The 26977-nt window shown below is 48.6% G+C and carries 29 protein-coding genes, 1 tRNA gene and 1 pseudogene; 15 read left to right on the forward strand and 16 right to left on the reverse strand.

Going from position 1 to position 26977, the window contains the following annotated elements; all coding sequences use genetic code 11:
• Positions 1–13: 13 nt before the first annotated feature.
• Complete coding sequence (locus tag C3F13_15355) at positions 14–892, reverse strand: phosphate-binding protein (GenBank protein PWB50883.1); 879 nt, start codon at positions 890–892, stop codon at positions 14–16.
• Positions 893–969: 77 nt separating this feature from the next.
• On the opposite strand from C3F13_15355, the gene pstB reads away from it, so the two are divergent.
• Positions 970–1737, forward strand: a complete 768-nt coding sequence (gene pstB, locus C3F13_15360; protein ID PWB50884.1) for a phosphate ABC transporter ATP-binding protein — start codon at positions 970–972, stop codon at positions 1735–1737.
• 47 nt (positions 1738–1784) lie between these two features.
• On the opposite strand, the gene C3F13_15365 is transcribed toward pstB, so the two are convergent.
• Complete coding sequence (locus C3F13_15365; protein ID PWB50885.1) at positions 1785–2042, reverse strand: NrdH-redoxin; 258 nt, start codon at positions 2040–2042, stop codon at positions 1785–1787.
• A 58-nt stretch (positions 2043–2100) separates the two neighbouring features.
• Between C3F13_15365 and C3F13_15370 the strand changes: the two genes are divergently transcribed.
• The 7 genes and pseudogenes from C3F13_15370 (at position 2101) to C3F13_15400 (ending at position 9149) form a co-directional block, all read left to right on the forward strand.
• Positions 2101–2889, forward strand: a complete 789-nt coding sequence (locus C3F13_15370; GenBank protein ID PWB50886.1) for a hypothetical protein — start codon at positions 2101–2103, stop codon at positions 2887–2889.
• 67 nt (positions 2890–2956) lie between these two features.
• The gene (locus C3F13_15375; protein ID PWB50887.1) at positions 2957–3262 is read left to right on the forward strand and encodes an antibiotic biosynthesis monooxygenase; all 306 of its coding nucleotides are present in this window, start codon (positions 2957–2959) and stop codon (positions 3260–3262) included.
• Positions 3263–4417, forward strand: coding sequence for an alcohol dehydrogenase (locus tag C3F13_15380; protein PWB50888.1), 1155 nt, complete (start codon positions 3263–3265; stop codon positions 4415–4417).
• Between the two features lie 63 nt (positions 4418–4480).
• Positions 4481–4885 carry a hypothetical protein gene (locus C3F13_15385; GenBank protein PWB50889.1) on the forward strand — a complete coding sequence of 135 codons (405 nt, stop codon included), beginning with the start codon at positions 4481–4483 and terminating at the stop codon, positions 4883–4885.
• 1645 nt (positions 4886–6530) lie between these two features.
• Positions 6531–6611 (forward strand): annotated as a pseudogene (locus tag C3F13_15390) (streptolysin S family bacteriocin).
• Positions 6612–6631: 20 nt separating this feature from the next.
• A complete protein-coding gene (locus tag C3F13_15395) occupies positions 6632–8017 on the forward strand; it encodes a radical SAM protein (protein ID PWB50890.1) in 1386 nt (461 codons plus the stop codon).
• Positions 8001–9149, forward strand: coding sequence for a hypothetical protein (locus C3F13_15400; GenBank protein ID PWB50891.1), 1149 nt, complete (start codon positions 8001–8003; stop codon positions 9147–9149). The genes C3F13_15395 and C3F13_15400 overlap by 17 nt, the downstream gene beginning before the upstream one ends.
• Here the strand turns inward: C3F13_15400 and C3F13_15405 are convergent.
• Positions 9098–9772: an rRNA methyltransferase gene (locus C3F13_15405; protein PWB50892.1), complete on the reverse strand. Its 675-nt coding sequence runs from the start codon at positions 9770–9772 to the stop codon at positions 9098–9100. The genes C3F13_15400 and C3F13_15405 overlap by 52 nt on opposite strands.
• A 71-nt stretch (positions 9773–9843) precedes the next feature.
• On the opposite strand from C3F13_15405, the gene C3F13_15410 reads away from it, so the two are divergent.
• Complete coding sequence (locus C3F13_15410) at positions 9844–10602, forward strand: hypothetical protein (protein ID PWB50893.1); 759 nt, start codon at positions 9844–9846, stop codon at positions 10600–10602.
• Between the two features lie 4 nt (positions 10603–10606).
• Here C3F13_15410 and C3F13_15415 read toward each other — a convergent pair whose 3' ends face one another.
• The 7 genes from C3F13_15415 to sufC are packed head-to-tail and all read right to left on the reverse strand — an operon-like array spanning position 10607 to position 16480.
• Positions 10607–10957, reverse strand: coding sequence for a biphenyl 2,3-dioxygenase (locus C3F13_15415; protein ID PWB50894.1), 351 nt, complete (start codon positions 10955–10957; stop codon positions 10607–10609).
• A gap of 2 nt (positions 10958–10959) precedes the next feature.
• Complete coding sequence (locus C3F13_15420) at positions 10960–11358, reverse strand: SUF system NifU family Fe-S cluster assembly protein (protein ID PWB50895.1); 399 nt, start codon at positions 11356–11358, stop codon at positions 10960–10962.
• A gap of 2 nt (positions 11359–11360) precedes the next feature.
• Positions 11361–12608, reverse strand: a complete 1248-nt coding sequence (locus tag C3F13_15425) for a cysteine desulfurase (GenBank protein ID PWB50896.1) — start codon at positions 12606–12608, stop codon at positions 11361–11363.
• An 8-nt stretch (positions 12609–12616) separates the two neighbouring features.
• Positions 12617–12901 carry a hypothetical protein gene (locus C3F13_15430; GenBank protein PWB50897.1) on the reverse strand — a complete coding sequence of 95 codons (285 nt, stop codon included), beginning with the start codon at positions 12899–12901 and terminating at the stop codon, positions 12617–12619.
• 20 nt (positions 12902–12921) lie between these two features.
• Positions 12922–14280: a Fe-S cluster assembly protein SufD gene (gene sufD / locus C3F13_15435; protein ID PWB50898.1), complete on the reverse strand. Its 1359-nt coding sequence runs from the start codon at positions 14278–14280 to the stop codon at positions 12922–12924.
• On the reverse strand, positions 14277–15683 hold the full coding sequence (sufB, locus tag C3F13_15440; GenBank protein ID PWB50988.1) for a Fe-S cluster assembly protein SufB: 1407 nt from the start codon (positions 15681–15683) through the stop codon (positions 14277–14279). The genes sufD and sufB overlap by 4 nt, the downstream gene beginning before the upstream one ends.
• A gap of 23 nt (positions 15684–15706) precedes the next feature.
• Positions 15707–16480 carry a Fe-S cluster assembly ATPase SufC gene (sufC, locus tag C3F13_15445; protein PWB50899.1) on the reverse strand — a complete coding sequence of 258 codons (774 nt, stop codon included), beginning with the start codon at positions 16478–16480 and terminating at the stop codon, positions 15707–15709.
• 169 nt (positions 16481–16649) lie between these two features.
• Between sufC and C3F13_15450 the strand changes: the two genes are divergently transcribed.
• Together C3F13_15450 and C3F13_15455 are read left to right on the forward strand one after the other, a co-directional pair.
• Positions 16650–17276: a hypothetical protein gene (locus C3F13_15450; protein PWB50900.1), complete on the forward strand. Its 627-nt coding sequence runs from the start codon at positions 16650–16652 to the stop codon at positions 17274–17276.
• Positions 17276–17626 (forward strand): hypothetical protein, encoded by a 351-nt coding sequence (locus C3F13_15455; protein ID PWB50901.1) that lies wholly within the window; start codon positions 17276–17278, stop codon positions 17624–17626. The genes C3F13_15450 and C3F13_15455 overlap by 1 nt, the downstream gene beginning before the upstream one ends.
• A gap of 440 nt (positions 17627–18066) precedes the next feature.
• Here the strand turns inward: C3F13_15455 and C3F13_15460 are convergent.
• The 4 genes from C3F13_15460 to C3F13_15475 form a co-directional block, all read right to left on the reverse strand.
• Positions 18067–18139 (reverse strand) — tRNA-Met (locus C3F13_15460).
• Positions 18140–18186: 47 nt separating this feature from the next.
• A complete protein-coding gene (locus C3F13_15465; GenBank protein ID PWB50902.1) occupies positions 18187–19167 on the reverse strand; it encodes a hypothetical protein in 981 nt (326 codons plus the stop codon).
• Complete coding sequence (locus C3F13_15470) at positions 19149–19997, reverse strand: hydrolase TatD (protein PWB50903.1); 849 nt, start codon at positions 19995–19997, stop codon at positions 19149–19151. Before C3F13_15470 ends, C3F13_15465 begins: the two co-directional genes overlap by 19 nt.
• On the reverse strand, positions 19970–21445 hold the full coding sequence (locus tag C3F13_15475) for a phosphomannomutase (protein ID PWB50904.1): 1476 nt from the start codon (positions 21443–21445) through the stop codon (positions 19970–19972). Before C3F13_15475 ends, C3F13_15470 begins: the two co-directional genes overlap by 28 nt.
• A gap of 72 nt (positions 21446–21517) precedes the next feature.
• On the opposite strand from C3F13_15475, the gene C3F13_15480 reads away from it, so the two are divergent.
• Together C3F13_15480 and C3F13_15485 are read left to right on the forward strand one after the other, a co-directional pair.
• Positions 21518–22939, forward strand: coding sequence for an aldolase (locus C3F13_15480; protein ID PWB50905.1), 1422 nt, complete (start codon positions 21518–21520; stop codon positions 22937–22939).
• 2 nt (positions 22940–22941) lie between these two features.
• Positions 22942–23442: a hypothetical protein gene (locus tag C3F13_15485; protein PWB50906.1), complete on the forward strand. Its 501-nt coding sequence runs from the start codon at positions 22942–22944 to the stop codon at positions 23440–23442.
• An 85-nt stretch (positions 23443–23527) separates the two neighbouring features.
• Here the strand turns inward: C3F13_15485 and C3F13_15490 are convergent, their stop codons facing one another.
• Entirely contained in the window at positions 23528–24163 is a 636-nt protein-coding gene (locus C3F13_15490) for a hypothetical protein (GenBank protein ID PWB50907.1), read from the reverse strand.
• A 12-nt stretch (positions 24164–24175) separates the two neighbouring features.
• On the reverse strand, positions 24176–24694 hold the full coding sequence (locus C3F13_15495; GenBank protein PWB50908.1) for a hypothetical protein: 519 nt from the start codon (positions 24692–24694) through the stop codon (positions 24176–24178).
• A 276-nt stretch (positions 24695–24970) separates the two neighbouring features.
• Here C3F13_15495 and C3F13_15500 point away from each other — a divergent pair, with 276 nt between their 5' ends.
• Both C3F13_15500 and C3F13_15505 read left to right on the forward strand, forming a co-directional pair.
• Positions 24971–25228, forward strand: a complete 258-nt coding sequence (locus C3F13_15500; protein PWB50909.1) for a hypothetical protein — start codon at positions 24971–24973, stop codon at positions 25226–25228.
• Complete coding sequence (locus C3F13_15505) at positions 25221–26963, forward strand: universal stress protein UspA (GenBank protein ID PWB50910.1); 1743 nt, start codon at positions 25221–25223, stop codon at positions 26961–26963. Before C3F13_15500 ends, C3F13_15505 begins: the two co-directional genes overlap by 8 nt.
• Positions 26964–26977: the final 14 nt, after the last annotated feature.

The raw sequence follows: 26977 nt of genomic DNA on the forward strand, positions 1-26977 counted from the left end.
TGAATCGATGAGGTTATTTAATCGGGACAAATCCCAACTGTTTAACAATTGCCTGCGCTTCAGGAGTCATGATCCAATTTATGTAGTCCAACACCTTGCCGGTAGGTTCTCCATTGGTATACATATATAGGTCACGAGCGATGGGATACTTTCCGCTGTTCACCGTCTCCGCAGACGGCATTACAAAAGGCCCTGAGGCATCTTTTCCAACTGCAACGACTTTCACTTCAGGGGTAACATATCCGAGCCCATCATAGCCAATTGCATTCGGGTTATCCCTGGTTTCAGCGGTGATCCCTTCGGAAGAAGGCAGTAGCAGCGTATCAGGCGAAAAAAAGGTTTTATTGTTTGGATCGCCCATTCGGACTACGTTCTCAAGAAAGAACACATGGGTTCCTGAATTGGTTTCCCTTGATAAGCGCACGATCACCCGGTCTTCTCCTCCCAGCTCTTTCCAGTTATTTATTTTTCCGCTATAAATATCCGACAACTGCTGGATGGTTAGTTCGTTTACCGGGTTGGTTGGGTTCACTACGATCGCAATCGCATCCCTGGCAACAACGAATTCTTTGGGTGTTACTCCATTTGCCTGCGCTTGTTGGACCTCTTCTGCTTTGATCTGCCGGCTGGCATTGGCAAGGTCAACTGTCCCATTAATTAATGCAGCTATGCCCGTCCCAGAACCCCCACCTGTAACGGAAATCTCAATCTCAGGGTACAGCTCATGGTATTTTTCTGCCCAAGCCAAAGCCAGGTTTACCAGGGTATCTGATCCTTTATTTACGATCGTGGATGCCTGAGCATTACTTAGACCACCTGGATTGGCTTTACCGCCCGTGCTACAAGCAGAAAACAAGAGCAAAAAAAGCAATAATAAAGTACCTGTTTTCATCTTGAAAATTATAGCTTATAAATTCGTGCAAACAAGGAGATGACGAATAATCCAGTTATCGAGTAAAATTTTAAAGTATGAGTAATCCTGAACCTGTGTTTAGCATCATCGATCTTGACTTCTTCTACGGGGCTGTTAAAGCGCTACAGCAGATTAATATGGAAGTACAGCCGAACCTCATCACAGCCTTGATTGGTCCGTCGGGCTGTGGCAAATCGACGTTCTTGCGCTGTCTCAACCGGATGAACGATACCATCCCTGGCACCCATGTTGAAGGCCGAATTTTACTCAATGGGAAAGATATCTATGCGCAAGATGTGGATTTAGCCAATCTCCGCCAGCGAGTGGGCATGGTTTTCCAAAAACCCAATCCTTTTCCACAGTCCGTATATGACAACGTGGCCTTCGGACCTCGCGTCGTGGGTCTCACCAAGGATAAAAAAGAACTTGACAATATTGTTGAGCGAAGTTTACGCCAGGCCGCTCTATGGGACGAAGTCAAAGACCACATCAATGAAAATGCAATGGGTTTTTCTCTAGGCGAGCAGCAACGCTTGTGCATCGCCCGTTTACTGGCAGTTCAGCCTGAGGTTATCTTGATGGATGAACCTGCATCAGCCCTAGATCCAATTGCAACCACGCATATTGAAGAATTGATTACTGAGCTAAAGAAGGACTACACGATTGTGATCGTTACCCACAACATGCAACAAGCCGCCCGAGTTTCTGATTTCACGGGGCTGTTTTGGCTCGGTGAATTAATTGAATTCTCACCAACTAATATTATGTTCACGCGCCCTGAAAAACAGCTCTCCGAAGACTATATCACCGGTAAGCTTGGGTGAACCTTGCTTTCATCAACTACTGGTATTAATTACTGCTGTTAATTGTTTTATCTGGAAGACTTTTCGAACCAAGTGTCAAGCTCTTTTTCAGTTGGCTCAACCAATATTGAACCGTCGGGAAATACAATGGTAGGTACACTCCGCATCCCATGGTTGGCGGCCATAACAAATTGCTCAGCAGCCGGGTCCTTATCGACATCTATCCAGATGTATCTAATAGCATTCCGGTCAAAATACCGACGCACTCGTGAACAATCACCGCACCACCAGGTAGCATATATTGTGATTTCTGTTTCCACTATCATCACCTTTGTGTTCGTTTGGATTTCGAGGATAACTTAAGCAATTTTACCAAATCATTCCATGATGAAACACTGGTATCTCGGAACGATAGGATTCAGCTATAAGGAATGGGTTGGCCCATTTTATCCAGCGGGCACGACCGCACGCGATTATCTTCCTTACTACAGCAAAATATTCAACGCTTTGGAGCTCGATACAACCTTTCACTCAATTCCTCCCAGAGCCTCGGTCGAAGGGTGGAACAACACTGTCCCGTTAGATTTTAAATTCTGCCCAAAGACACCTCGTTCAGTCACCCACGAGCTGCGATTAAAAGGCGCGGAGGGGATAATGGCTGAATTTTTAGACGCCCTCTCGCCAATTAAGCAAAAACTCGGGCCAATCCTGATCCAACTTCCACCTAGCTTTCGGCAGGAAAACTATCCCATCCTGCAAAATTTTCTTGAGGCCCTGCCTCACACCTACCGGTATGCAGTCGAATTTCGTCATGCATCGTGGTATAACGATAAAACCACCGAGCTGCTCAGGCGACATCAAGTTGGTTGGGTAGCGGTAGACTTTCCCAAGATTCCCCGGAAAATTATTCCCACTACCGATTTCATGTTTCTCCGCTGGATTGGCGTGAATGGTATGTATCAGGGTCATTCTTATGAACGAATAGACACAACTGGTCAATTACACTGGTGGCTTCAGGCAATGCAGGAGTTTTACCCCCAAATTCCTGTCGTCTATGGTTTTTTTAATAACGATTATGCTGGATATGCAGCTGGAACTTGCCAAAGGTTTATGCTCCTGGCTGGCCTGATAGATCCGAGCCAGGATCTTCCCTATCAGGAAAGACTGTTTTAACAGATAGAATAAAACATCGGAAATTATTTTCATACTATCGATATCGTATTTCAATGGAGAGTTAATAATGATCGTTGCAATAATCAATATCCATGTCAAACCAGAGTCTGTGGAGCTATTTAAAGCAGCTACGATCGATAACGCCAGAAATAGCATGAAAGAGCCCGGAGTGATCAGGTTTGATTTTTATCAACAAACCGATGATTCATTCCGATTTGTGCTCGTTGAAATATACAAGACGGAAGTCGATATCGCTAAACATCGCGACACTGCCCATTATGTGCGTTGGCGCGATAGTGTGGCAGACATGATGGTGGAGCCCCGCGCTCGTAATACTTACCATATCGTGTACCCCCCTGAAGCTGAGTGGTAAATGCAGTTCGAATTTACCACTGCTTCTCGCATCATCTTCGGCCCAGGCAGGATCAGTACCATTCCTGCCCTAATCGAAGAATTCGGGACGCGCATCCTAGTTTTTAATGGGGCACCACCGGATATATCGAACCGCCTGGTTAAGCTCCTGGCTGACCAACAGATGGAAACCATGATCCTTGCTGTCAAAGGTGAACCGACGGTTGCATCCATTCAAGAGCTTGTAGAAATGGCACGCCAATTTTTCCCCGACGGTCTGATTGCCATCGGAGGTGGAAGCACGTTGGATACCGCTAAGGCTGTTTCAGCTTTATTGACCAATCCAGGTGATGTTAGTGACTATTTAGAAGTTATTGGCCTTAATCTTCCACTTAAATTACCTTCCATTCCATTGGTAGCGATTCCTACCACAGCCGGCACGGGTACCGAAGTCACCCGCAATGCCGTCATAGGTTCATCAACCCATAGAGTCAAAGTAAGCCTGCGGAGCCAATACCTTTTGCCACGTATTGCCCTCATTGACCCAGAGCTCACCCTATCTCTACCACCATTCATCACCGCCAGCACCGGATTGGATGCCCTCACCCAACTGATCGAGCCATATACCAGCAATAGCCCTAACCCGCTGACGGATGCAGTCTGCGTCGAAGGGATTCGCAGAATCGCGCATGCAATTAAACGTGCTTTTGAGCATGGTGAGGATCTTGAAGCACGCCAGGATATGTCATTAGCAACTTTAATGAGTGGAATTGCCCTGGCAAATTCCAGACTGGGAGCTGTGCACGGTTTCGCCGGGCCGATCGGTGGTGAAATCGCTGCTCCACACGGTGCGGTGTGTGCCAGTTTATTAGCTGAGGTTATGTCAGCTAATATGCAGGCGTTGCTCGAGCGCGACTCACAGAACCCCGTGCTTGAGCGCTACACCCGGATTGCCAGGTTGCTCACCGGCAATCCAGCTGCATTTGCCGATGATGGTATCGCCTGGGTGCGTGATTTTTGTGACTACGCTGGCGTGCAACCATTATCAAAACTTGGCTTATCTCTGGAGCTATTTCCTCTAATCATTGAAAAAGCACAAAAATCGAGCAGTATGAAGGGCAATCCAGTGCTACTTACAGTTAACGAATTACGTAGTATATTAGAGACATCCATGTAATCAATGGTCGTATTCACTTGTCCGCATACATGAACAGATGTAAACTAACGTCTGGAGGTGAACATGAGTACAGGAAGAACGCTTTCATATGTTGCTGCAGTGCTCCTAATCCTCATCGGTGTGGTGTCGCTGTTCATCGGTATCATCTTCATCTGGGGTAGTGCGAGTGCTAATGCTCAACCAGGTTGGGTGGCCATCGGCCTGGTCTCGGCCGCCATTGGTATCGTCTTGATCGGTGGAGGGGCCTATTTAATATCACTTGCCGGCCGAGGTAAAATGGGAGCCCCGACACAGAACGTCACGTATAAAGTTGATCTACCAGCCAATGTATCAATGGATACCTTGAAATGCAAATCTTGCGGTGGGTCTTTAACCATGGACAATATCACCATGGTTGCTGGTGCACCAGTGGTAAACTGCCCGTATTGTCACAGCACCTATCAATTAACAGAAGAACCTAAATGGTGAAATTAATTGTTATTGAGGTGTCATGACCGGTTCACATAGGAATAGGTTTTCCGGAGGCTATATGCGTAAACTTTTTATTTCTTTCTCGTTATTATTATGCCTGTTAGTGTGGATATCCTCCCCGGCTCTTGCTCAGACGTATTCCTACACATTACCTAAGGAAACGGTGGATGTTTATTGGAATTCTGACGGCACACTTTCACTGGACTATACCTATATCTTTACCAACGATCCTTCCGGACCAACAATAGAGTATGTGGATCTTGGTTTACCGAACAACAATTTTTCAATTAACGATATCAGCGCATCCATAAACGGCAACCCTGTGTATGATATTTCAACGTCAGGTTTCCAAGGGGAAGGCTGTTGCGGTGTGGCGATCGGCCTTGGTCAGTATTCGGTTCCACCTGGCTCATCTGGCACTTTTCAAGCACATGTCAGCAATATTACCGGTGTCCTTGATACCGATACCGAGGATAGCAGCTATGCCAGTGCGGTTTTTGCTCCGAATTACTTCGGTGGAAAGATCCATGGCAATACCGATGTGATCGTTACGTTTCATCTGCCCCCCGGGGTTAAACCTGAAGAGCCCAAGTGGCATCCCGCTCCGTCAGGTTTCCCCGAGACGCCGGTTACAGCGACGGATAGCGAAGGCCGAATTATATATGAATGGGAAAATCAAAATGCTAATGGTCACACATTTTATTTGTTCGGTGCATCCTTCCCCAAGAGTTACGTACCTGCAGATGCCATCGTAAAGATAGAACCAACAACTCCGTCGGGTTCAAGTGGGCTGAGTAATTTTATAAGCAGTGCCTTATTGCCTATCTTGTGCATAGGCGGCTTCATCGCCATTGTTGTCAGCGGTATATCATCCAGCCGGAATCGAAAGTTATCATATCTGCCGCCCAAGATATCCATTGAGGGTCATGGGATCAAGCGCGGATTGACTGCAGTAGAAGCAGCAATTTTATTGGAAGAACCCCTGGACAAGATCATGACCATGATCCTGTTTAGCACAATCAAAAAGGAAGCAGCAGAGGTGGTCACGCGCGACCCGCTAGAAGTTAAAGTCTCCGACCCATTGCCAGAAGGTGTCCAATCCTATGAAAAGGATTTTCTCGAAGCCTTCAAAACCAAAGACCCAGTTGTTCGTCGAAAAGCGATGCGTGATATGGTGGTAAGCCTGGTCAGGAATGTATCGGAAAAAATGAAGGGGTTCAGCCGACAGGAGACAGTAGCATACTACAAGGACATAACCAAGCGTGCCTGGGAACAGGTGGAAGCTGCAGCGACCCCTGAAGTTAAAAGCGCGAAGTACGAAGAAGTTATGGAATGGACGATGCTGGACAAGAACTACAATGACCGAACAGAAGATGTATTTCGGCATACACCCGTCTTCATCCCAACCTGGTGGGGCCATTACGATCCTACGTTTGGTAAGGTTGGGACTTCAGCCGGCGCACCAATCTCAACTGGTGGATCCCATAGTGTCCCAGGTGCGGATTTTGCTGCTTCGATGGCCGCCGGAGTCCAAACCTTCTCGTCCAAAGCCGTTGGCAGCATCACTGATTTCACCTCCAGCATTACTCAGGTCACAAATCCGCCTCCAAAACCTTCAACAAGTACCTACCGAAGCAGCGGAGGTGGTGGGCACAGTTGTGCTTGCGCCTGTGCTTGCGCTTGCGCTGGTTGTGCGTGTGCTTGTGCTGGTGGCGGTCGTTAGGATTTCTCAGGTAATCTTTTGTGAATGCCTTTAATTCCCTGATCAAGAAGATCCAGGTCCGGGTTGGGTATAACGATAGGCTTCCTCAACCCGGTCTATACCATTATGATCGCCAGGATAATGGTGAGAGATCCCGCATCCATTTACGTGTTGACCCGGATGGTACTGGTTTATTGATCGTGAATGCCAGCCGGATTATGCATCTCAACCCCACCGCAGCCTCAATGGCTTACCTGATCCTGGAAGACACGCCTCAACAAGCAGCCACACGTTCTCTTGCTCATTTGTATCACGCCCGTAAAGAAACAATTGTTAATGACTATGCGCAAACTGCCGAGAAATTGCATGAGCTGATCAGGCCGGATGGTGCCTGCCCCATTCATGAGCTCGACCTTGAGGTCACGGCACCTTTCTCCACCCGCCCTTCTGCTCCATACCGCATGGACCTGGCTATCACCTACCGTTGTAATAATGATTGCTCTCATTGCTACAATGCTCGCCCCCGCGATTATCCAGAGCTTTCAACTCGAACCTGGCACCAGGTTCTCGACAAGCTATGGGCGATTGGCATCCCCCACGTGGTATTTACCGGCGGAGAGCCTACCCTGCGTAAGGATCTACCTGAGCTGATCGCTCATGCAGAACAAAATGGCCAGATCACAGGGATCAATACGAATGGAAGGCGATTATCCGATCGAAATTATGTTGACCGGCTGGTGGAAGCAGGCCTGGATCATGTGCAGATCACGCTCGAATCACATTCTGCAGAGGTCCATGACTCCATGGTCCACTCGCCTGGTGCCTGGAAACAGACTGTGGCTGGGATCCGCAATGTGCTGGAATCACCTCTTTATGTGATGACCAACACCACGATGCTCACCACGAACAGCCCCACATTATCCCAAACGCTGGAATTCCTGGCAGAGTTGGGAGTTCCTACGGTTGGCTTGAATGCCTTGATCTACTCTGGTCGGGGTCGAACCGTTGATAGTGGCCTGGCTGAAAACAAGCTCCACAGCCTGCTTGAATTGGCCAGGGAGAGCACCAACATTCATCAACAGCGCCTGATCTGGTATACGCCTACCCAATATTGCCATTTTGATCCTATGCAGTTTGAATTGGGCGTAAAAGGTTGCACTGCGGCCCTTTATAACATGTGTGTCGAGCCCGATGGTTCAGTTATACCCTGCCAGTCCTATTATCAATCCCTGGGTAATATCCTATCCAACGAGTGGAAGGATATTTGGAACCACAAACTATCCATACGGCTCCGTGAACGTCAAGACATCCCTGAGAAATGTGTACCCTGTTCATTGTTATCAGAGTGTGGGGGTGGCTGCCCCCTGGCAATCATTTCTGGCGAGGCAAATTCGGTTTTAGGAGGAGAAAATGACCAGCATAATTGATTCAATCAAGAGACTCTTCACCAAGGAAACCCCTCTTCCTCCTGGGATTTACCATTATCAGGCTCCGCCTGATGCCCCTACCCCATACCGCTTGCACCTACGCCTGGAGCCGGATGGGACTGGTCTGCTGATTGTCAATGCATCGACTATCCTGCACCTTAATCAGACTGCGGCGGAACTTGCCTATCACATGATTATTCAGACCCCTGAAAACCAGGTTGCGGATGAAGTCGTCGCTCGCTACCGGGTAAATCGCCAGCAAGCTCTCCAGGATTATCAATCTCTTAACGAACGTATCCATACCCTGATCAACACTCCTGATCTCGACCCAGAAATGTTCCTTGATTTCGAACGCACTACCCCACATACTCAAAAAACCTCCGCACCCTTCCGCCTGGATTGTGCATTAACGTATCGATTACCTGAAGGTGCAATGACAGCTTCTTTTCGCCCTCCCAGGCACATTAACCAGGAGCTGACCACCCAGGAGTGGTGCAGCATTTTCGATAAGGCATGGACCGTAGGGATCCCACATATTATCCTTACGGGTGGTGAGCCGACCTTACGAGAAGATTTACCCGCATTAATCGCCCACACTGAAGCAAATGGCCAGGTGGTAGGGTTATTGAGTGATGGGTTAATACTGTCGAATAATGCTTACCTCCAAGAACTCCTACAGACCGGGCTAGATCATTTGATGTTATCTCTTAATCCCGATGATGAGAGATCGTGGCAAGCACTCAATAACGCACTATCCGCTGACCTGTTTGTGGCTGTCCACCATACGATGACTCTTCAGAATGCGGATTCAACTCAGCAGATTCTAGAGAAAATTGCGAAAGCAGGCGTAAAAGCCATTTCGCTTACCGCAGCCGACTCAACCTTACACGCCCTGTTGGAGACTTCCCGTAATCAAGCAGCTTCATTGGGCATGACACTTATCTGGGATTTACCAGTACCGTATTCTGCCTTCAACCCGATTGCCCTGGAGGTGCAGGAAGATGAGGTACCAACTGCCGCAGGACAAGCATGGTTATATATCGAACCCGATGGGGATGTTTTACCAGCCCAGGGGGTCAATCAGGTGCACGGAAATATCCTGCGTGATCCGTGGGATAAACTGTGGCGGTAAAACAAAAAACTTGCCGCCATCCCAAAAGCCACAGCCACGTTATATGATTGCTTTTTCCCCAGCATGGGAATAGCTAGCACCTGGTCGCAAAGAGACAGTAAACCAGGGTCTACTCCGCATACTTCATTGCCAACGATTAGAACAAGCGGTTGCAGTTGGACCGATAATTCCATTTCATATAGAGGGACAGCCTCGGGAGTATCTTCCAATGCCCAAATCCGATATCCCTCTGCTTTCAACCTATCTACCAATAACAGGCTGTTATTCGCCTGCGCCCATGGGAGGTTTAATTCCGCCCCCAAGGCAGTCTTGCTGACCCTGGGATTTTCTGGGGTTGGTGTAATCCCGCACAGGTGCAGCTTTTTAATCCCGGTACCGTCCGCGGTCCGCAATATTGAACCAACATTCCACGCGCTGCGCACGTTATCTAATAATGCTTCGACCCACCAACCATCAAGCGAAGATACCCTTGGGTTTCCTGCGATCGGGTTATCTAGAGATATCGCCAGTTGCATGCTTGACCGGCACAAAGGGCAACGCTTATTCTTTAACTGCCCTTGAACCACAGGGAAGCGTAATCTACAGGTGGGATTCAAGCATTCATAAAATTCTATCGCTGACATTTCTATGACTTACCAGATTCATTCATTATAATATCCCTTGGTGTATTTTCTCACACGGAGAAATCTCGGCTATGGTTTTCTCAATCGCACAATGGCACCAAAGGTACATGCAACAGGCTCAATGGAGTGCCAGCCTTCGCGCCTACTTATATTCCCGGGTAGGGATGCGACCTTCCACCAAGGTTTTAGATGTGGGTTGTGGCACAGGAGTTTTGGAGAAGGAGCTGGATAACCGATTCAGGGCCCCCTCGGTTGGCCTTGATATTGCCATAAGCGCCTTGGATTTTGCCCAATCATACTCCCGAGCAAGCCGATTTGTGGCGGGAGATGCCTGTTCCATTCCGTTTGCCTCCCAGAGTTTTGATATCACCCAATGCCATTTTTTGCTTTTATGGCTCAAGGATGTTCGTCAGGCATTGTGTGAAATGTCTCGCGTTACCCGTTCTATGGGATTCGTTATCGCTCTTTCCGAGCCTGATTACGGCGGCCGGATCGATTACCCCAACGAATTAGTGCAGCTTGGCACCTGGCAGACGCAAGCCTTACAGCAGCAAGGCGCCAATCCCTTTATCGGCCGGGAGCTACGGGCACTATTCCATGAAGCTGGCTTGATCAATATCGAAACTGGCGTAATGGGCGGCCAATGGGCGAAGACTGAGCCGAAAAGTGAATTTGGGCTTGAATGGGACGTAGTCTGCTCAGACCTATCCAATAACTCAACCTTTATCCAGCAGGCAGACCAATTAAAACAAATTGACCAGCATTCTCGCGATGCTGGTCAAAGGATATTATTTATTCCAACCTTCTATGCGATTGGACAGGTAAGCTGATAATCTATTCCTCTGCTGGCAAACCGAGCTCAATTTGGTCACCGTTTATCCGCACCGGGTATGCCGGGATATCCACAAATGCGGGAAGTGCCAATACTTTTCCCGTCCGAATATCGAATCGAGCCCCGTGCCTGGGGCAGGTGATCTCATAACCTTCCAGCGTGCCTTCACCGACCGGGCCATCGTCATGTGAACACACATCAGCAATGGCATAATAATTTCCCGCCAAATTGAAAATCACGATAGGTGTGCCATCGATTTCGATGAATAACCGCTGTCCCTGTCCTAATTCTTCGATAGTCGCAACTGGAATGAACTCAAGCTTATCCTGCTCGAGCGTCTTATAGTTATACATGCTTAGTTGTCAACCAGGTCGTCACTGGCTTCACCCAGGCCGTAAACCCCTGCCTTGAGTACTTTTAAGGACAGCAGCGCACATTTTAAACGCACCGGTCCGAGCTCGATACCCAGCATGTCCAAGATATCCTGCTTGTTGATCTGTTTGACCTCGTCAAGCGTTTTGCCAATTACGCTCTCTGCCAACAAATCAGCTGAGGCTTGCGAGATAGCACATCCATGTCCATCAAAGGCAACTTCGCTGACCTTGTTATCACCATTGACACGTAAGTCAATGCGAATATGGTCTCCGCATAACGGGTTATCATCCTCAAACGTAATATCGTGCGGTTCCAGAGCACCCCTGAAATGCGGATTTTTATACCGGTCTATGATCAATTCGCGATAAAGGTCATCCATAGTTATCCAAAGAAACGCTTGACTTCATGTAAGCCGTCGATCAACTGGTCGACTTCGCCAAGGGTATTATATAGGTAAAAACTTGCCCGGGTCGTGGCAGCGATGTTGAACTTTTCATGCAGCGGCATGGCACAGTGATGGCCTGCGCGTACAGCAATCCCTGAACGGTCCAGCACCTGGGCTACATCGTGAGGATGAACGCCCTCAAAGGTAAAGGAGGCTACCCCACCCTTATAGTTGGCATCCGGTCCAAATACGCGTACTTCTGGGATCTCAGCCAACCGCCGTAGTGCATAAGCAATCAATTCCTTCTCATGCGTAGCGATCTTTTCCATCCCAATAGCCTTAACATAGTCGAGTGCGGCATGCAGTCCGATGGCTTCAGCAATCGCGGGTGTGCCAGCTTCAAACTTGTGCGGTAGCTCATTGGGGCTGAAAGAGCGCAAAAAGACCCGTTTGATCATCTCTCCACCACCGAGGAAGGGGGGCATTTTGTTTAGCAGTTCTGCCTTGCCATACAACACGCCGATACCGGTCGGCCCACAAACCTTGTGCGACGAAAAAGCCAAAAAATCCGCATCCAAATCCTGCACATCCACCGGGAAATGTGGCACCGATTGAGCACCGTCAATTAAGGCGACTGCCCCCGCTCGGTGAGCTAGCTCCACAATTTCCTTCGCCGGATTGATCGTCCCCAGTACGTTGGACATGTGGGTAAAAGCCACCAGCCTTGGCTTTTGTTCCAGCAACTTTCGATATACATCTAGCTCTAGCAAGCCATCGGGCGTGATGGTGATAAATTCCAGGCGGATGCCTTTCTCAGCTGCCAGGATGTGCCAGGGAACCAGGTTGGAGTGATGCTCCATTTCAGTCAGGATCACCAGGTCGTCTTCTTTTAAGAAGGTCCTTCCCCAACTATAAGCGACCAGATTAATCGATTCAGTCGTGTTGCGGGTAAAGATGACCTCCTTGTTGGACCCTGCATGGATAAAATCGGCCACACGTTGCCTTGCACCTTCATACGCTGCAGTAGCTTCTTCTGCCAGGGTGTGGACCCCCCGGTGAACATTGGCATTATTCAGCTGGTAGTAATCATCCATCGCCCTGATAACCTGGTTTGGTTTTTGGGTGGTTGCGGTGGAATCAAGGTATACCAGTGGCACTCCAGGCTGAACCTCGCGGCTTAAGATTGGAAAATCCGATCGAATGGCAGTAATATTAAGTGCAGTTTTTGTCGATGGGCTAATCATAGGCGTGGTTAGGCAATTGTCCGTGGTTTTGTTCGCCGGCGCGATGGGCGGATTTGGGTAGAATTCTTCGGGCACCATAGGACATGATCCGGTACCATCCAGCCATCCGTAAGATAGACGCTATCCTTGAATTGAACGGCGATCATTTTTGGATCAACTTGCACCACAGTACCCTCCAGCCAATCGCGGATTCGCTCATTTGACTTATCGTGATCGCAATATACTTCAACCCTGTCTCCAACATGGTACTGTTCCTCAAGGTCAGGTGCGTGTGTGAAATACATCTCAGCCAACTTTCCTCCTTAGATCCTGCTTACTTCATCTTTACAACAATAGCATCTTGAAATCGCTTACGAACGCCTTCAAAAGGGATACGTTGCATGATCGGATCGAAAAAGCCCTCCACGATCAGATGCTCCGCTTCTGCATACGGGATCCCCCGGCTTAATAAGTAAAATAACGAATCCTGATCTATCTTCCCGACGGTTGCCCCGTGTGTACAGCGCACATCATCCGCCAGGATCTCCAACCCTGGGATGGAATCAGCGCGAGCCTTGGAGCTCAGCACCAGGTTCCGATTCGCCTGGTAACCATCCGTCTTTTGTGCACCCGGTGCCACATAAATCATTCCCTGCCATACCGATCGGCTGCTGTCTTTCAATGCGCCTTTGAATAACAAGTCGCTAGTGGTGTGCGGAGCAAGGTGGTTCTGTTGGGTATCATGGTCCAGGTGTTGCTTTCCATCAGTAAAGTAAAAACCCGACATTTTCCCTGTCGCACCATCACCAATCAAGTCGATCTCAGAAAAATTCTTGGTCAGGTTGCTCCCTAAGGCTCCGAAAATCCATTCCAGGGTAGCCTCCCTTCCCACTTGGGCACGCTCATGGCTGAAATTCCATACATTGTCTCCCCAGGATTGTAGCTCCACGAACCGCAGACTGGCATTATCGCTTATATGTATCTCCACAATGCCCGAATGCATCGTTTGACCAGGGATTCCATTGGGAGAGGCAGCTTCATGCACATACGTCAACGAAGAGCCAGGCTCCAACCACACCATGATATGTGAAAAATATGCTAATCCTTCCCCCGGTCCCCAAATCACTGAGTGAAGGGGCACCTCAACCTGTACCCCCGCGGGGATGTAGGCAAACACGCCATACTGCTCCATGGCAGCCGTAAGTGCTGCAAACCTGCCTTCTTCAGGCTTGACCACCTGGCCAATAATATTCGCCAATAATTCAGGATATTCTCGCTCAGCTGTATGCAGGTCGGTGAAAATCACGCCCTGGCGGGTCAATGCCTCATCAACTTTAACCTTCGTATGCTTCGGTTCGATGATCACCTGCCCACCATGCTTCTTGGTGACCAGAGGTTTAAGCAACCAGCTCGGTGCGGGAGGCAGTGTCGGGTGTTGGCTTCCATTGGGTACGGTAAATTTAGCAACATCCAGGCCGCGTATATCTGTCCTGCGCCATGGTTCGTCCTTAATCGTCGGCATGTGCAGGGATTGGTAGAGCGCCCAGGCTTTCTCCCGGTAATCCCTAACAAAGTCCGGGCCTGCCCAATTGCTGGAAAGCGTTTTAATCGAGTCGCGTGTAAATTGAAAATCACCGGGCTCAGCGCTTACGGTGGGTTTATTACGCGTGATTATCCGGTGTGTGCTCATCATCCCACCGATCCTGCCATCTGAAGTTGGATTAGTCGGTTCATCTCTATGGCGTATTCCATCGGCAATTCTTTCACCAATGGCTCAATGAAGCCTGAAACTACCATGGTTGTCGATTCTTCCTCCGATAAACCCCGGCTCATCAGGTAGAACAGCTGCTCTTCACCTACCTTCGATACGGTTGCTTCATGTCCGATGGTCACATCCTGTTCATCGATCTCAATCGATGGGTAAGTATCTGATCGCGACAACGGGTCGAGCAGCAATGCATCGCACACCGTGTTGGATTTACTATCGACGGCTCCCTTATAGACCTTCAATAAACCCCTGAAAGAGGTTCGTCCACCACCCTTGCTGATCGATTTTGAGGTGATCTTGCTTGAGGTGTGCGGGGCAAAATGGATCGCTTTGCCACCTGCGTCTTGCGTCTGCCCAGGTCCGGCAAATGCCATAGACAGGATTTCACCCTTCGCACCAGGTTCAAGCAGGTAGCAGGATGGGTATTTCATTGTTAGCTTCGAACCCAGGTTCGAATCCACCCACTCCATCGTCCCGCCTTCATGCACCAGAGCCCGCTGGGTTACCAGGTTATACACGTTGGTAGACCAGTTCTGGATGGTGGTGTAGCGAACCCGGGCACCTTTGTTGACGATGATCTCGATCACACCACTGTGCAGCGAATCTGTCGTATATGTAGGCGCTGTGCAGCCTTCAACGTAATGCACCTGCGCGCCTTCATCGGCGATGATCAATGAGCGCTCGAACTGCCCGATATTAGCAACATTTAAGCGGAAGTAAGCTTGCAGGGGCAGGTCAACTTTGACGCCTTTGGGCACGTAAACAAACGAGCCACCAGACCACACCGCGCTGTTCAATGCGGCGAATTTATTATCTTCGATCGGAATGACTTTACCGAAATACTGCTTAAAGATATCAGGGTGCTTCCGTAACCCGTCTTCAATGCTCAGGAAAATTACACCCTGTTTTTCGAGGTGCTCCTGGATGTTGTGGTAAACCATCTCGCTTTCGTATTGGGCACCTACACCAGCCAGGAATTTTTGCTCTGCTTCAGGGATGCCGAGCTTGTTAAAAGTATCCTTGATGGTGTTTGGCACCTCATCCCAGTTCTTGCTTTCCTGCTGAGTTGGCTTGACATAATAGAATATCTCATGTAGATTAAGGCCTGAAAGGTCACCGCCCCATGTTGGGATGGGTCGTTTTTCAAAGTGCTCCAGGGCTTTCAAGCGGAAATCCAACATCCATTGGGGCTCGCCCTTCATATCGGATATCTGCTCAACTACCCTTTTCGATAAGCCCTTGCGTGATTTAAAAACGTAGGTTTCCGGATCACTGAAACCGTACTTGTAATCACCAATATTATCCAAAGTATTTGAGTTCGAGCTCATATCAACCTCTAAAATCACCTGGCTCAGGCTGGCACCGTCTCGTATTTCTCGCGCACCCACTCGTAGCCGTGCTCCTCAAGGTTCAACGCCAGGTCTGAGCCGCCTGACTCGACGATGCGCCCATCCAGCATGATATGTACGAATTCCGGTTTAATGTAGTTTAGAATGCGTTGGTAATGGGTAATCACCAGTACACCCATCTCGGGACCGCGCAGGGTGTTAACCCCTTCCGATACGATCCGTAAGGCATCGATATCCAGGCCCGAATCAGTTTCATCCAGGATGGCGATCTCTGGCTTTAACACAGCCATCTGCAGGATCTCTGCCCGCTTTTTCTCACCCCCAGAAAAGCCTTCATTTAGATAGCGACTTGCAAAGGAGTAATCCATCTTGAGCAAATCCATGCGATCCTTGAGCATCTTGCGAAATTCCGGCACCGAGATGCCCTTATCTTCCGGGTTTAAGGCCTTCCTGCGAGCGTTAATTGCCGTGCGCAGGAAATTTGCCACCGATACACCGGCAATCGATACCGGGTACTGGAAAGCCAGGAAAATGCCCAACCTCGATCTCTCATCAGGTTTCAGCTCAAGGATATTGGTATCCTTAAAAAGCACTTCGCCTTGAGTCACCAAATAACCGGGATGCCCCATCAGTGTATAAGCTAATGTCGATTTTCCTGTTCCATTGGGACCCATCAGGGCATGTACTTCACCTTGATTGACGGTCAGGTTGACACCTTTTAGGATTTCGCGCCCCGCGACATTAACATGCAAGTCCCGAATGTTGATCTCAGACATGAATTACTCCTTGGGAAGGATATAAACGAACAATCCTTGACGATAGATCGATCAAGGATTCCGACTCGATTTGCGCATTATAGCATGTTGGCTTATTATTGTCAATATTTATGATAATTATAATAAATATTGACAATAAACTCGGTTGTTGGTATACTGCCATAAACATATGTCAGGTACACGAGACCAAGTCCTTCGAACATTATTAGCGCAACCGCGTTGTACGATCAATGAGATCTCTGATAAGGTTGGGATCTCACCCATTTCTGTGCGCCACCACATCGCCAGCTTGGAAGCTGAAGGTTTGATTACCAGCGATGATGAGCGTCATGGTGTGGGCAGGCCACGCCAGGTATTTTACCTCACCGAAACCGGCATCGAGCAGTTTCCCACCCGTTACGTCCGTCTGACGATCCGCCTGCTTGAGCATCTCAAAGAGACCATGCCTGAAGCCATGATCAATAAGCTATTCTCACAGATGGCGGAAGACCTTGCCCGCGACCTTTCAGAAGGTACCGAGTTGAAAGACCTGAGCATGCAGGAACGCCTCAATCTGGTTAAATCCTTACTCGGCCGTGAAGGTTTTAATATTGAATGGGAACAGCTGGAGGACGGATTCCAAATTAACGAGACCAGCTGTCCCTACTACTATATTGGCCAGAATCACCCGGAAATATGCACGGTAGATCAGATCCTGATCTCTAAAGTCCTCTCCGTCCCCGCCGAGAAGGTTAAATGCATTCTGAACGGTGACAGCAGCTGCACCTACCTGGTTGCCAACGCTTCAGGGAATTGATGATCAATATGACAGAAGAATATCAGAACCGACCTGTGTGGGACATAGAAAGCACCAACCCTGAGCTTGTAGAACCCCTCACCGAAGAGCTAAAAAAAGTGATGGATCCTGAAATCGGCTTGAATGTGCTTGAGCTCGGATTGGTCCGTAATGTAGCCGTGATTGAAGGCGAAGCCAAGATCATGATGATCATGACCACCCCATTTTGCCCCTATGCCCCAGCGCTGCTGGAAACCGCCCGCCAGCAAGCCGAGATCGGCCTCAAGCTGCCTACCTCCGTCACACTTAGCTATGAGCCGTGGGACCCGTCTATGATGGACGAAAATGCCCGCTTTGACTGGGGATTTTAATAATAATTTCACACAGAAATATTTGATACTAAAAATCTTCAGCTGGCTTATGAATAAGCCAGCTTTTTAATTATTAAACACAGCGCTTAGTGTTATAAATAAAAATATCGTCCTTATCCATTAATACCTGCCAATTGACGAGCATTAAAGGGAGTTTCTTTAAAAGGTTTGCCTCATGATCGAATCCGCAGAAGATACCAACAAAGGCTGTTTGAGATTTCTCACCCGGGAAATCATCTTAGTCTTCATTGCTCTTATTCTGATGGCGACACCTTGCGTTATCTGTGGAACATGGATTTTTAGATTTGGCGATTGACAAATCTGTCTTGAAAATATAATATTCTCGATCACAAATTTTTCAACGTAATCAAGTAAATAACAAAAAAGCTGACTAATCATCAATAAGTCAGCAGTTGAAAAAAATCTATATTTCATATCTGTGGCGAGGGTGGGACTTGAACCCACGACCTGAGGATTATGATGCCCCTGCTCTGCCAACTGAGCTACCTCGCCATGCATGAGAGCGGCAGAATATTACTATGACCTCAGTCTTTTGTCAACTATATTTCCCGGTCAACGATATATACTGCCAGTTCCTCAAGCGCCTTACGCTCACGGCTTTCGGGAAGCTTCATCAATCCATCCAGTCCTTTTTGCACGTACTGGCGTGCCTCGTCATGTGATTGTTGGATTGCTCCACTTTCACGTATCGAAGCAATCAGCCGGTTCAGGCAGTTCTCATCGCAGAAGTTGGATTCCAGGATGTTGCGCATGTCAGCATCGCTGGGATTATCTTCGAGGTAATAGAGTACAGGTAATGTGATCAATCCCTGGCGAAGGTCACTTGCCACGGGTTTACCCATGGTTGCCTGCTCGCTGGTGAAATCCAGAATATCATCAATGATCTGGAACGCCATGCCGATATCATAGCCAAATTGCTTCACCGTGGATAACACTGACGGCTCTGAGTTACTCAGCAGCGCAGCAGTGGTCGTAGACGCTTCGAACAACGATGCAGTCTTGGCATAAATGCGGTGGTAGTAGTTTTCACGATTAACGATCCACTTGCTGCTGAATAGCTGGTTGATCTCGCCGTTCACGATCGTTGCCAGTGTCTCAGCGAAGACGTGCATCACATTCACCGAGCCAGTCTCCGAAGCCAGCTTGGCAGCCTTGGCGAAGATAAAATCACCCGTGAGTACCGTTGCCGCAGGCGACCATTGCGCATTTAATGTGGGGATGCCTCTACGGATCAACGCACCATCGATCAAGTCATCATGTACCAAGGTGGCAGTATGCAGGCTCTCGATCGAAGCTGCCAGGGTGACCAGTTTATCAGCGTCAGCTCCCAGCATTTTGCCGGTAAGTAAGGTCACAATTACGCGGATACGCTTTCCACCCGAGCTCAACAGATGGTGCAACGCAGCTCCTACTGGAGTATGATGACCGTCAGCTTGAGAACGTATCTTATCTTCGACCAGTCCGATCCGGTCTTCGATGGGAGTGGTATATTTGGCGTCTATCAATGAAATCCTCTCAATCTGAACATCTTGTTGGCTTCGCCCGTAGTAGCCTGCGCCACTTGCTCTACCTTAATTTCTTTAATTTCAGCGATTTTCTCTGCCACTATTCTAACATTGGTTGGTTCATTTCGCTTACCTCGAAATGGAAGTGGCGTCTGATACGGAGCATCGGTTTCTATCAGAAAAGACTCCAACGGAAGGGATTCGATTACTTCGTACAGGTTTTCTGAATTCGGGTAAGTCACCGAGCCAGCAATCCCCAGCTTATATTGATGTGTTAATAATGTATTCGCCACCGACACATCACCCGAGAATGAATGGACAACTCCGGGATGACTGGCGACCAAGGACTTTCGAGCTTTGAGCTCTTCCTGCCATGACACCAGTATAGCCAGGATATCATTCTCCGAATCACGCATGTGCACGATCACTGGCAAACCCAATTCAGCAGCCAGCTTGAGCTGTGCAGTAAATATCTGTTTTTGGATTTCCTTCGGGCAATGATCCCGATAATAATCCAGGCCAATCTCACCCAACGCAACGACTTTCTTCTCCCGTGCGAACTCCCTGAGCTCTGCAAGGGTTCCATCATTCCAGCTCAGACCACTGTTTGGATGCACACCTACAGCTGCAAATACCTGGGGATATTGTCGTGCTAATTCAACAGCCGATTTGCTGGTGTCAAGATCAATCCCAGGGATGACAAACCACGAAATCCCTGCCTCGAGTGCACGTTGAATAACGCGGTCGCGGTCCTGACCAAACTCATCAAGATTCAGGTGGCAGTGACTATCGACAAGACTCTGGGTGGGCTCACCGGTCACGATTTCAAGCCTGCCACCCGCAATCCATCCGCCAGGATCTCTTTTACGCTTTCCTGATGAGTGGTCTCACAATAAACGCGCATAATCGGCTCGGTGCCAGAAAATCGGATCAGCAACCAGCCGCCGTCTTCCAGGTTAAATTTGAACCCATCGGTCGTATCCAGGTTGACCACCCTCATACCGCCGATTGTTTCCGGCTTGCTGTCCAGGATGCTCTGTTCACGAGAGGCGCGATCTCCCGAAAACGGGGTGTCGATGCGATCATAATAATGCGGGCCAACCTTCTTGAACAGCTCACCGATCAATTCAGAAGGTTTCTTGCCCAACCGCACCATCATATCGAGGATGTAAAGGCCTGCCAAAATGCCATCCCGCTCGGGGACGTGATTCCTGAATGCATATCCGCCGGATTCTTCACCACCCAGCATGGCATTCGTTTCCAGCATCTTGGGTGCCACATACTTAAAGCCAACCCCGGTCTCGTATACCGGGACGTCATAGAGCTTGCCCAGCTTGGTCAGCATATTGGTGGTGGACAGGGTTTTTACGATCGGGCCGCGTTCCTTCCTTACCTCAAGGAAATAATACCCTAGCAAGGCGTACACGCGCAGCTGGTCTATGAATCTACCGTCTTCATCACCCACGCCCAGGCGATCAGCATCCCCGTCAGTGATGATCAACACATCTGCTTTGCGCTGCACGGTTTCGCGCAATCCCACGTCCACATTAGGTGGGATTGGCTCCGGGCGTTTCATTTCTGGGAAAATCGGGTTACGTTGGTTATGGATTTCCTCCACCCTTGTCCTGCCGCCTGATAGCAGACGTGGGAACCACCCGATACCGTTCCCCCACATTGGCTCAACCAGCACTTGTAAGCCGGAATCCTTGATTTTTTGAAAATCGATCAGCTTGTTCAGCTGCTCAATGTATGCCGTGTTAGGATCAAATACCTGTATGGTATGCTGCGAAATCCCTTCTTCAAGCGAGATGCGCCGGGCTTTATCAGCAGTATCCGGGATGCGTGCTTCGATTTCCAGCAATCCTGCCGGATCGATTGCACCACCGTGTTCATCACGCACCTTGAAGCCATTATCGGTCGGGGGGTTGTGTGAGGCAGTTATATTGACTGCACCAACAGCTTTTTTGTTGACCACTGAAAATGCGATGGTCGGCGTTGGTGTAGCCTTATCGGTTAAATATACCCTCAAATTGTTTGCAGCCAGTACTTCAGCGACTGCTGCAGCGAAATTTTCTGAATGAAAGCGCTGGTCATATCCGACGATAACCCACTCATCTCTGGCACCTTTATTGATCAGGTAGTCAGCGAATCCTTGTGTGCAACGACGAATATTCGCAAATGTGTAGTCTTCAGCGATTCTCCCTCGCCAGCCATCAGTCCCAAAATGGATTTTTTCCACCTCTAATCCTCCACTTCTTGAGTTTAAACCGGAGTTTATTATATCAAGGGACATACGAGAGCGGAATAGGCATGCCAGAAATGATATAATCCTCACTTGTGAATTTTTAAGATTAGGAGGATATCAATGACCACATCACTTTTTCAAGATCAACTTGCATTGCTCCATGGCAGCCTGAAGTTAACCGAACATGGGGCTGAGATTGTCGACAGACAACGGCTGCAGGACAACATTTACAAGCTCGTTGAAATTTCGGCTTTGGGAGATCCGTCTTCCAAAGGAGCTGCCCAATACCTGATCCGCCAGGCAGCTCTAGCTTTTGGTGTTATCCCCAGCTCTATCAATGATTTATACCTGGCACGCGGGCGGGGCGAAATCCCTACTACATTCACAGTACCTGCGATGAACCTGCGCATGCTGGCCTTCGATTCGGCGCGTGCTGTATTCAGGATTGCCAACGAGATGAATGCAGGTGCGTTCATTTTTGAAATCGCTCGTTCAGAGATGGGATACACGGATCAGCGACCCGCCGAGTATGCTTCGAACATACTGGCAGCCGCAATAGCAGAAGGCTACACCGGTCCAGTATTCATCCAGGGTGACCATTTTCAGGTATCTGCCAAACGTTATACATCTTCACCAGAAACAGAAACCCAGGCAGTTAAAGATTTGACAAAAGAAGCCATTGCGGCTGGCTTTTATAACATCGATATCGATACCTCAACCCTGGTCGATATCACCAAATCCACCATTCCCGAGCAGCAAACTTTGAATAACCACCTGTCTGCCATGTACTCAGCCAATATTCGCTCACTTCAACCCGAAGGCGTGCAGATATCCATTGGCGGTGAGATTGGTGAAGTAGGTGGTCACAATTCCACTGAAGAAGAGCTGCGCGCCTATATGGACGGCTATCACAGCGAGCTGACCAAGCTTGGTCCTAAGGCACAGGGATTAAGCAAGATCAGCATCCAGACCGGTACATCTCACGGTGGCGTGGTCCTGCCGGATGGCACAATCGCTAAAGTCAACCTTGATTTTGGCATCCTGCTTAAGCTCAGCCGTTTAGCTCGCTCGGTTTATGGCATGGGCGGTACAGTCCAGCATGGTGCATCAACCCTGCCTGATAATGCCTTTGGCAAATTCGTCGAGTCTGAAGCTGTTGAGGTTCACCTGGCAACCAATTTTCAGAATATCATCTTTGAGCATATACCCGAAACTCTCCGCTCAGAAATGTATGCCTACTTAGACAAGAACTCGGCCTCTGAACGTAAACCGGATATGACCGACGAGCAGTTCTACTACAAGACTCGGAAAAATGCCATTGGGCCTTTCAAATCAAAGACGTGGAATCTGCCTGCGGAAGTAAAAAATGCCATCTCCCGAGCGCTGGAGGAGCAGTTCCGCAAGCTGTTCGTGTATCTCGGGATGCAAGGCACGCGCAAATATACCGATATCTTTATACATCCGGTCAAAGTCATACCCGATTTGAAGTTCTATCTAGGTGAAACAGCAGTGGAAGAGGAAGTATCCGATCTGGCTGATTGATCATGCCTGCCAGTGACCAGGGTGTTAACCTCAACCACTATATGCTCGTCCCACGTACCCTGGTTTTTATCACCCGCGGGGATGAAGTCTTGTTGCTGAAAGGCACTAAAGGAAAACGCCTGTGGGCCGGGCTATACAATGGTATTGGTGGCCATGTTGAACAAGGTGAGGATATCGTTTTAGCAGCCAGGCGTGAGCTTTTTGAAGAGACCGGCCTGGTCTCCAATAATTTGTGGTTATGCGGCATCACCACCGTTGACACCCAAACCAACCCAGGTGTTTGTATTTTCCTGTTTAAAGGCGAATTTCCTGGTGGTGAGATTATTTCTTCAGCAGAAGGCACCTTGGAATGGGTAAAACAATCCGCTCTAGCTGGTCTACCCCTGGTCGCTGATCTTCAACAGCTGCTTCCCAAGGTGCTTAGCATGCGGCACGGAGATCCACCTTTTTTAGCCCATACCAGCTATAACCGTGACGGGCAAATGCAAGTCTCAATCGGATAAGGAAAGGCTACATTAACGACAGGGAGCAGCGTACACCATTCCATATGGCTAAGCGCTGCTCCTTGATTTATTCGTAAATTCTCAGCTAACGCCTAAATGAACGAATGATCAATTGCAATCCACAGATGATAAGAGCCAGGGGCCAGATGTAATTGAGTAAATCTTCCTGGGCGACCAGGAGTACCAGCCCAAAGACTCCCAGAATGCCACCTGGTATCCAGGCCCACTTCATACTGCCCACCTTGTTGGGTAAGATTGCTACCAAAACGAATGTGAGCCCAAGCCCCAGGAAAAAGATCCCGCTGGTTGGTATCCTGGTCTGGTTGCTCAGCACGGCAACACTGCCAAGTGTCGCCATTATGCCCATCGGGATGATCGCCCACCAATTCATACGGTCTGCCAGGTATACCAGCAGGAAGCTGAGTGCGATCCCACCAAATATGACCAAAGGCTCCAGATTTGAATCTGAAAATCCGGGTAGATAGGTTGTCAGGCCGATCAATGTGGCTAAGGCAAGCAAGATGATGCCTGGGATGAGTGCCCACCAATGGTCATGATTGAATAAATATACGGCGACGAACAACACACCTGCTACAGCGGTGATGATCAACCATAATAGATCATCAATACTAATAATGTTAAATGTATCCAACAGGAATAGCACCCCTCCCAGGATCAGTAACACACCCCAAAATATCGGCGATGTAAGAATTTTTTTCATGGTTCCTCCTGCTTATTTCTTCCGTATAACTGTCTGGACAATGATCCAAATTCCAGCCAGGATCACAAGCACAGGCCAATATTTGATGAAATATCCCTGTCCGGAAAGCAGCATGAAAAACACCACGAATAAGATGCCACTGATCAAGAGCAACCGCAATCCATCCTTGTAACCACTTTTATCATTTCCGCCCAGCAAAGTAGCAATGATGATCCCAACACCGACAAAACCAGGGATGAGTGTCCATAGATATGACCAGGCACCCCACTGGCCAGACGAGTTTGTCCAAAATAAGAGACCACCAATCCCCCCTACGATACAAGCTGGAACGCTTAATCCAGGTGCGCGAGTCAGCAATCCCAGCAGGAATAAGAGTAAACCCACCCCAATGACAATTAATGGCCACTGGTATTGGAGATCCATGATCTCATTCAAGCCTGGCACCAGGTTGAACTGAGCAGCCAGGAACCATGCTCCGATGAGCAACAGGATGATCCCGAATACCAGATCCGATCTTCTCTCCTTAGACATATTTCCTCCTATCGATGCGCTATTCTGAGCTGTTAAAGTATACATCTAAATTTAATCTAACCTTAATAGTAATACGTAAAACTTGTTAAGAAGTCGTATTATTCAATAAACACGCCGGAAGTGAGGAAATGCCCGAACGCCCCAAACATCAATTTATAAGAATTATGGTAATCACGCTGCCAAAATTATATGTGGAATCACGCCAAGAAGCCGAAGAGCGATAATATTGTCGGATAAATCGACAAATTTTGTAATAGAATCTGAAAATTGTGGGCAATGACGTATTCCGTTGAAGATTTACACAGCATGAACAAACCAGCTGAAGGAATGGTTGTTTCAGAATATCTAGCGTTCGCCTCAGGTACCTACCTCATGCACAGAGGCATTACGATTGGCAGGAGCAACCTCACCCTTGACGGTCAACACGCCATTCATAACAAACAGATTGAAGAAAATGAATACGCAATCGAACAAGCAGATGTCATGGACACAACGCTTATCAATAATTCTTTTGAAATGAAAACGTATGCCTGAAACACCGTCTATCGGTATCTACCATGCTATCCAGGATTTCCACTCGGCTCGCCAAAAAGCTGCCTTGCGGGAAATTATTGCCCGTTTCACAGGTGATTCTATTGAACTGATGTCTTTCGGAGAGGTAAGGCAGAAACTCAAAGCCCAGATCAGTGCCAAAAAAGAGCTTAAAGAAATCCCGCTTGATTCGATTATTGGCAGCGTAAATCGCTATCAGGATTTTTACCGCGATTTTTTACCGGGCAAAAATATCGATGAAGAGCGTTGGGCAAATATCGATCTGGCAAATTATGGATTTAAAGGTCTACCACCCATTGAGGTCTATCAAATTGACCAGGCGTATTTTGTGATCGATGGTAACCATCGCGTATCGGTAGCGAAACAGCTCGGCGCTTCTCACATCCAGGCATATGTCACCCAGGTCAGCACGCGTGTCTCTTTCACACCAGATTCCCTGCCAACAGACTTGATTTTAAAATCGGAATATGCAGACTTTCTCGAGCATACTAACCTGGACAAGTCACGCCCAACTGCTGATTTATCAGTTTCGTTCCCAGGCCAGTACCCTGTAGTTGAAGAGCATATTGTGGTTCACCGTTATTTCATGGGGATTGAACAGCAGCGTGAAATCCCCATTGCAGAAGCAGCTGCTGACTGGTACGATGGGGTCTACCTCCCAATCATCACCCTCATCCAGGAACGTGGCTTGCTCACCGACTTTCCTGAACGCACCGAGCTGGACCTATACCTTTGGATTGCCGAACATCGTGCTCTTTTAGAAGAAGATCTGAACACCCAGGTGGAGGTCATCTCCGCCTTGGATGATTTGTCCGACCAGTTTAGCCAACGGCCATACCGGGTCATCGCTCGGCTGGGTAATAAAATCGTCAAAACATTGGTTCCCTCCTCCCTTGAATCTGGGCCAGCAATCGGAGAATGGCGGCAAGCAGTCCAAAACGCCAATAAATCGGAGCGATTGTTTGGAGAAATCCTTGTACCAATTAATGGTCGCGAAGATGGCTGGTGGGCGCTCGAGCAAGCCATAACCATCGCCAGGCGCGAGCCTTCCCGGCTGCATGGTTTTTATATCCTGAACAGTGACGATGAGCAGGAAACCATTCCTGCCGAAGTGGTAGAAAGCGAATTTTTTAACCGCTGCCAGGCAGCTGGCATCCAGTCTGATTTTCAAGCAAAAACCGGCGATATCACCTCGAATATCTGCGAGCGTGCACGCTGGAGTGACCTGGTAATCATCAACCTAAGCTTTCCTCCGGAAGCTTCGTTGCTCGGCAGGCTGAGCTCAGGTATCCGCAACCTAGTGCAAAGATGCCCTCGGCCGATTATGTTTACTCCACAGCTTGTAACTCCATTGAACCATGCCCTGTTAGCCTATGATGGTAGCCTCAAAGCCCAAGAAGCATTATTCATCGCTGCCTATCTGGCTGCCAAGTGGGAGATCCCACTGTCCGTAATTACCATCGGGCCGAAAAGTGACGCCAGCGAGATCCTGGGCGATGCTGAAAAATATCTGGAGGTCCATAATATTACCGCCAGCTATTTCCTGGCTGATGGTCAAAATCCATCCGAGGTCATTTTGCAACAATCCACCGACTTGAAGGCTGATTTTTTAATCATAGGGGGTTATAGCCGGAACCCTGTTCTTGAAGTGTTGCAAGGTGGAGACGTCGATCAACTTTTACGGCAGACGCATCTACCGGTCATCATCTGCCGTTAAAGCTACCTATCGCA

This window comes from Anaerolineales bacterium, assembly GCA_003105035.1.
GTDB lineage: Bacteria > Chloroflexota > Anaerolineae > Anaerolineales > UBA4823 > FEB-25.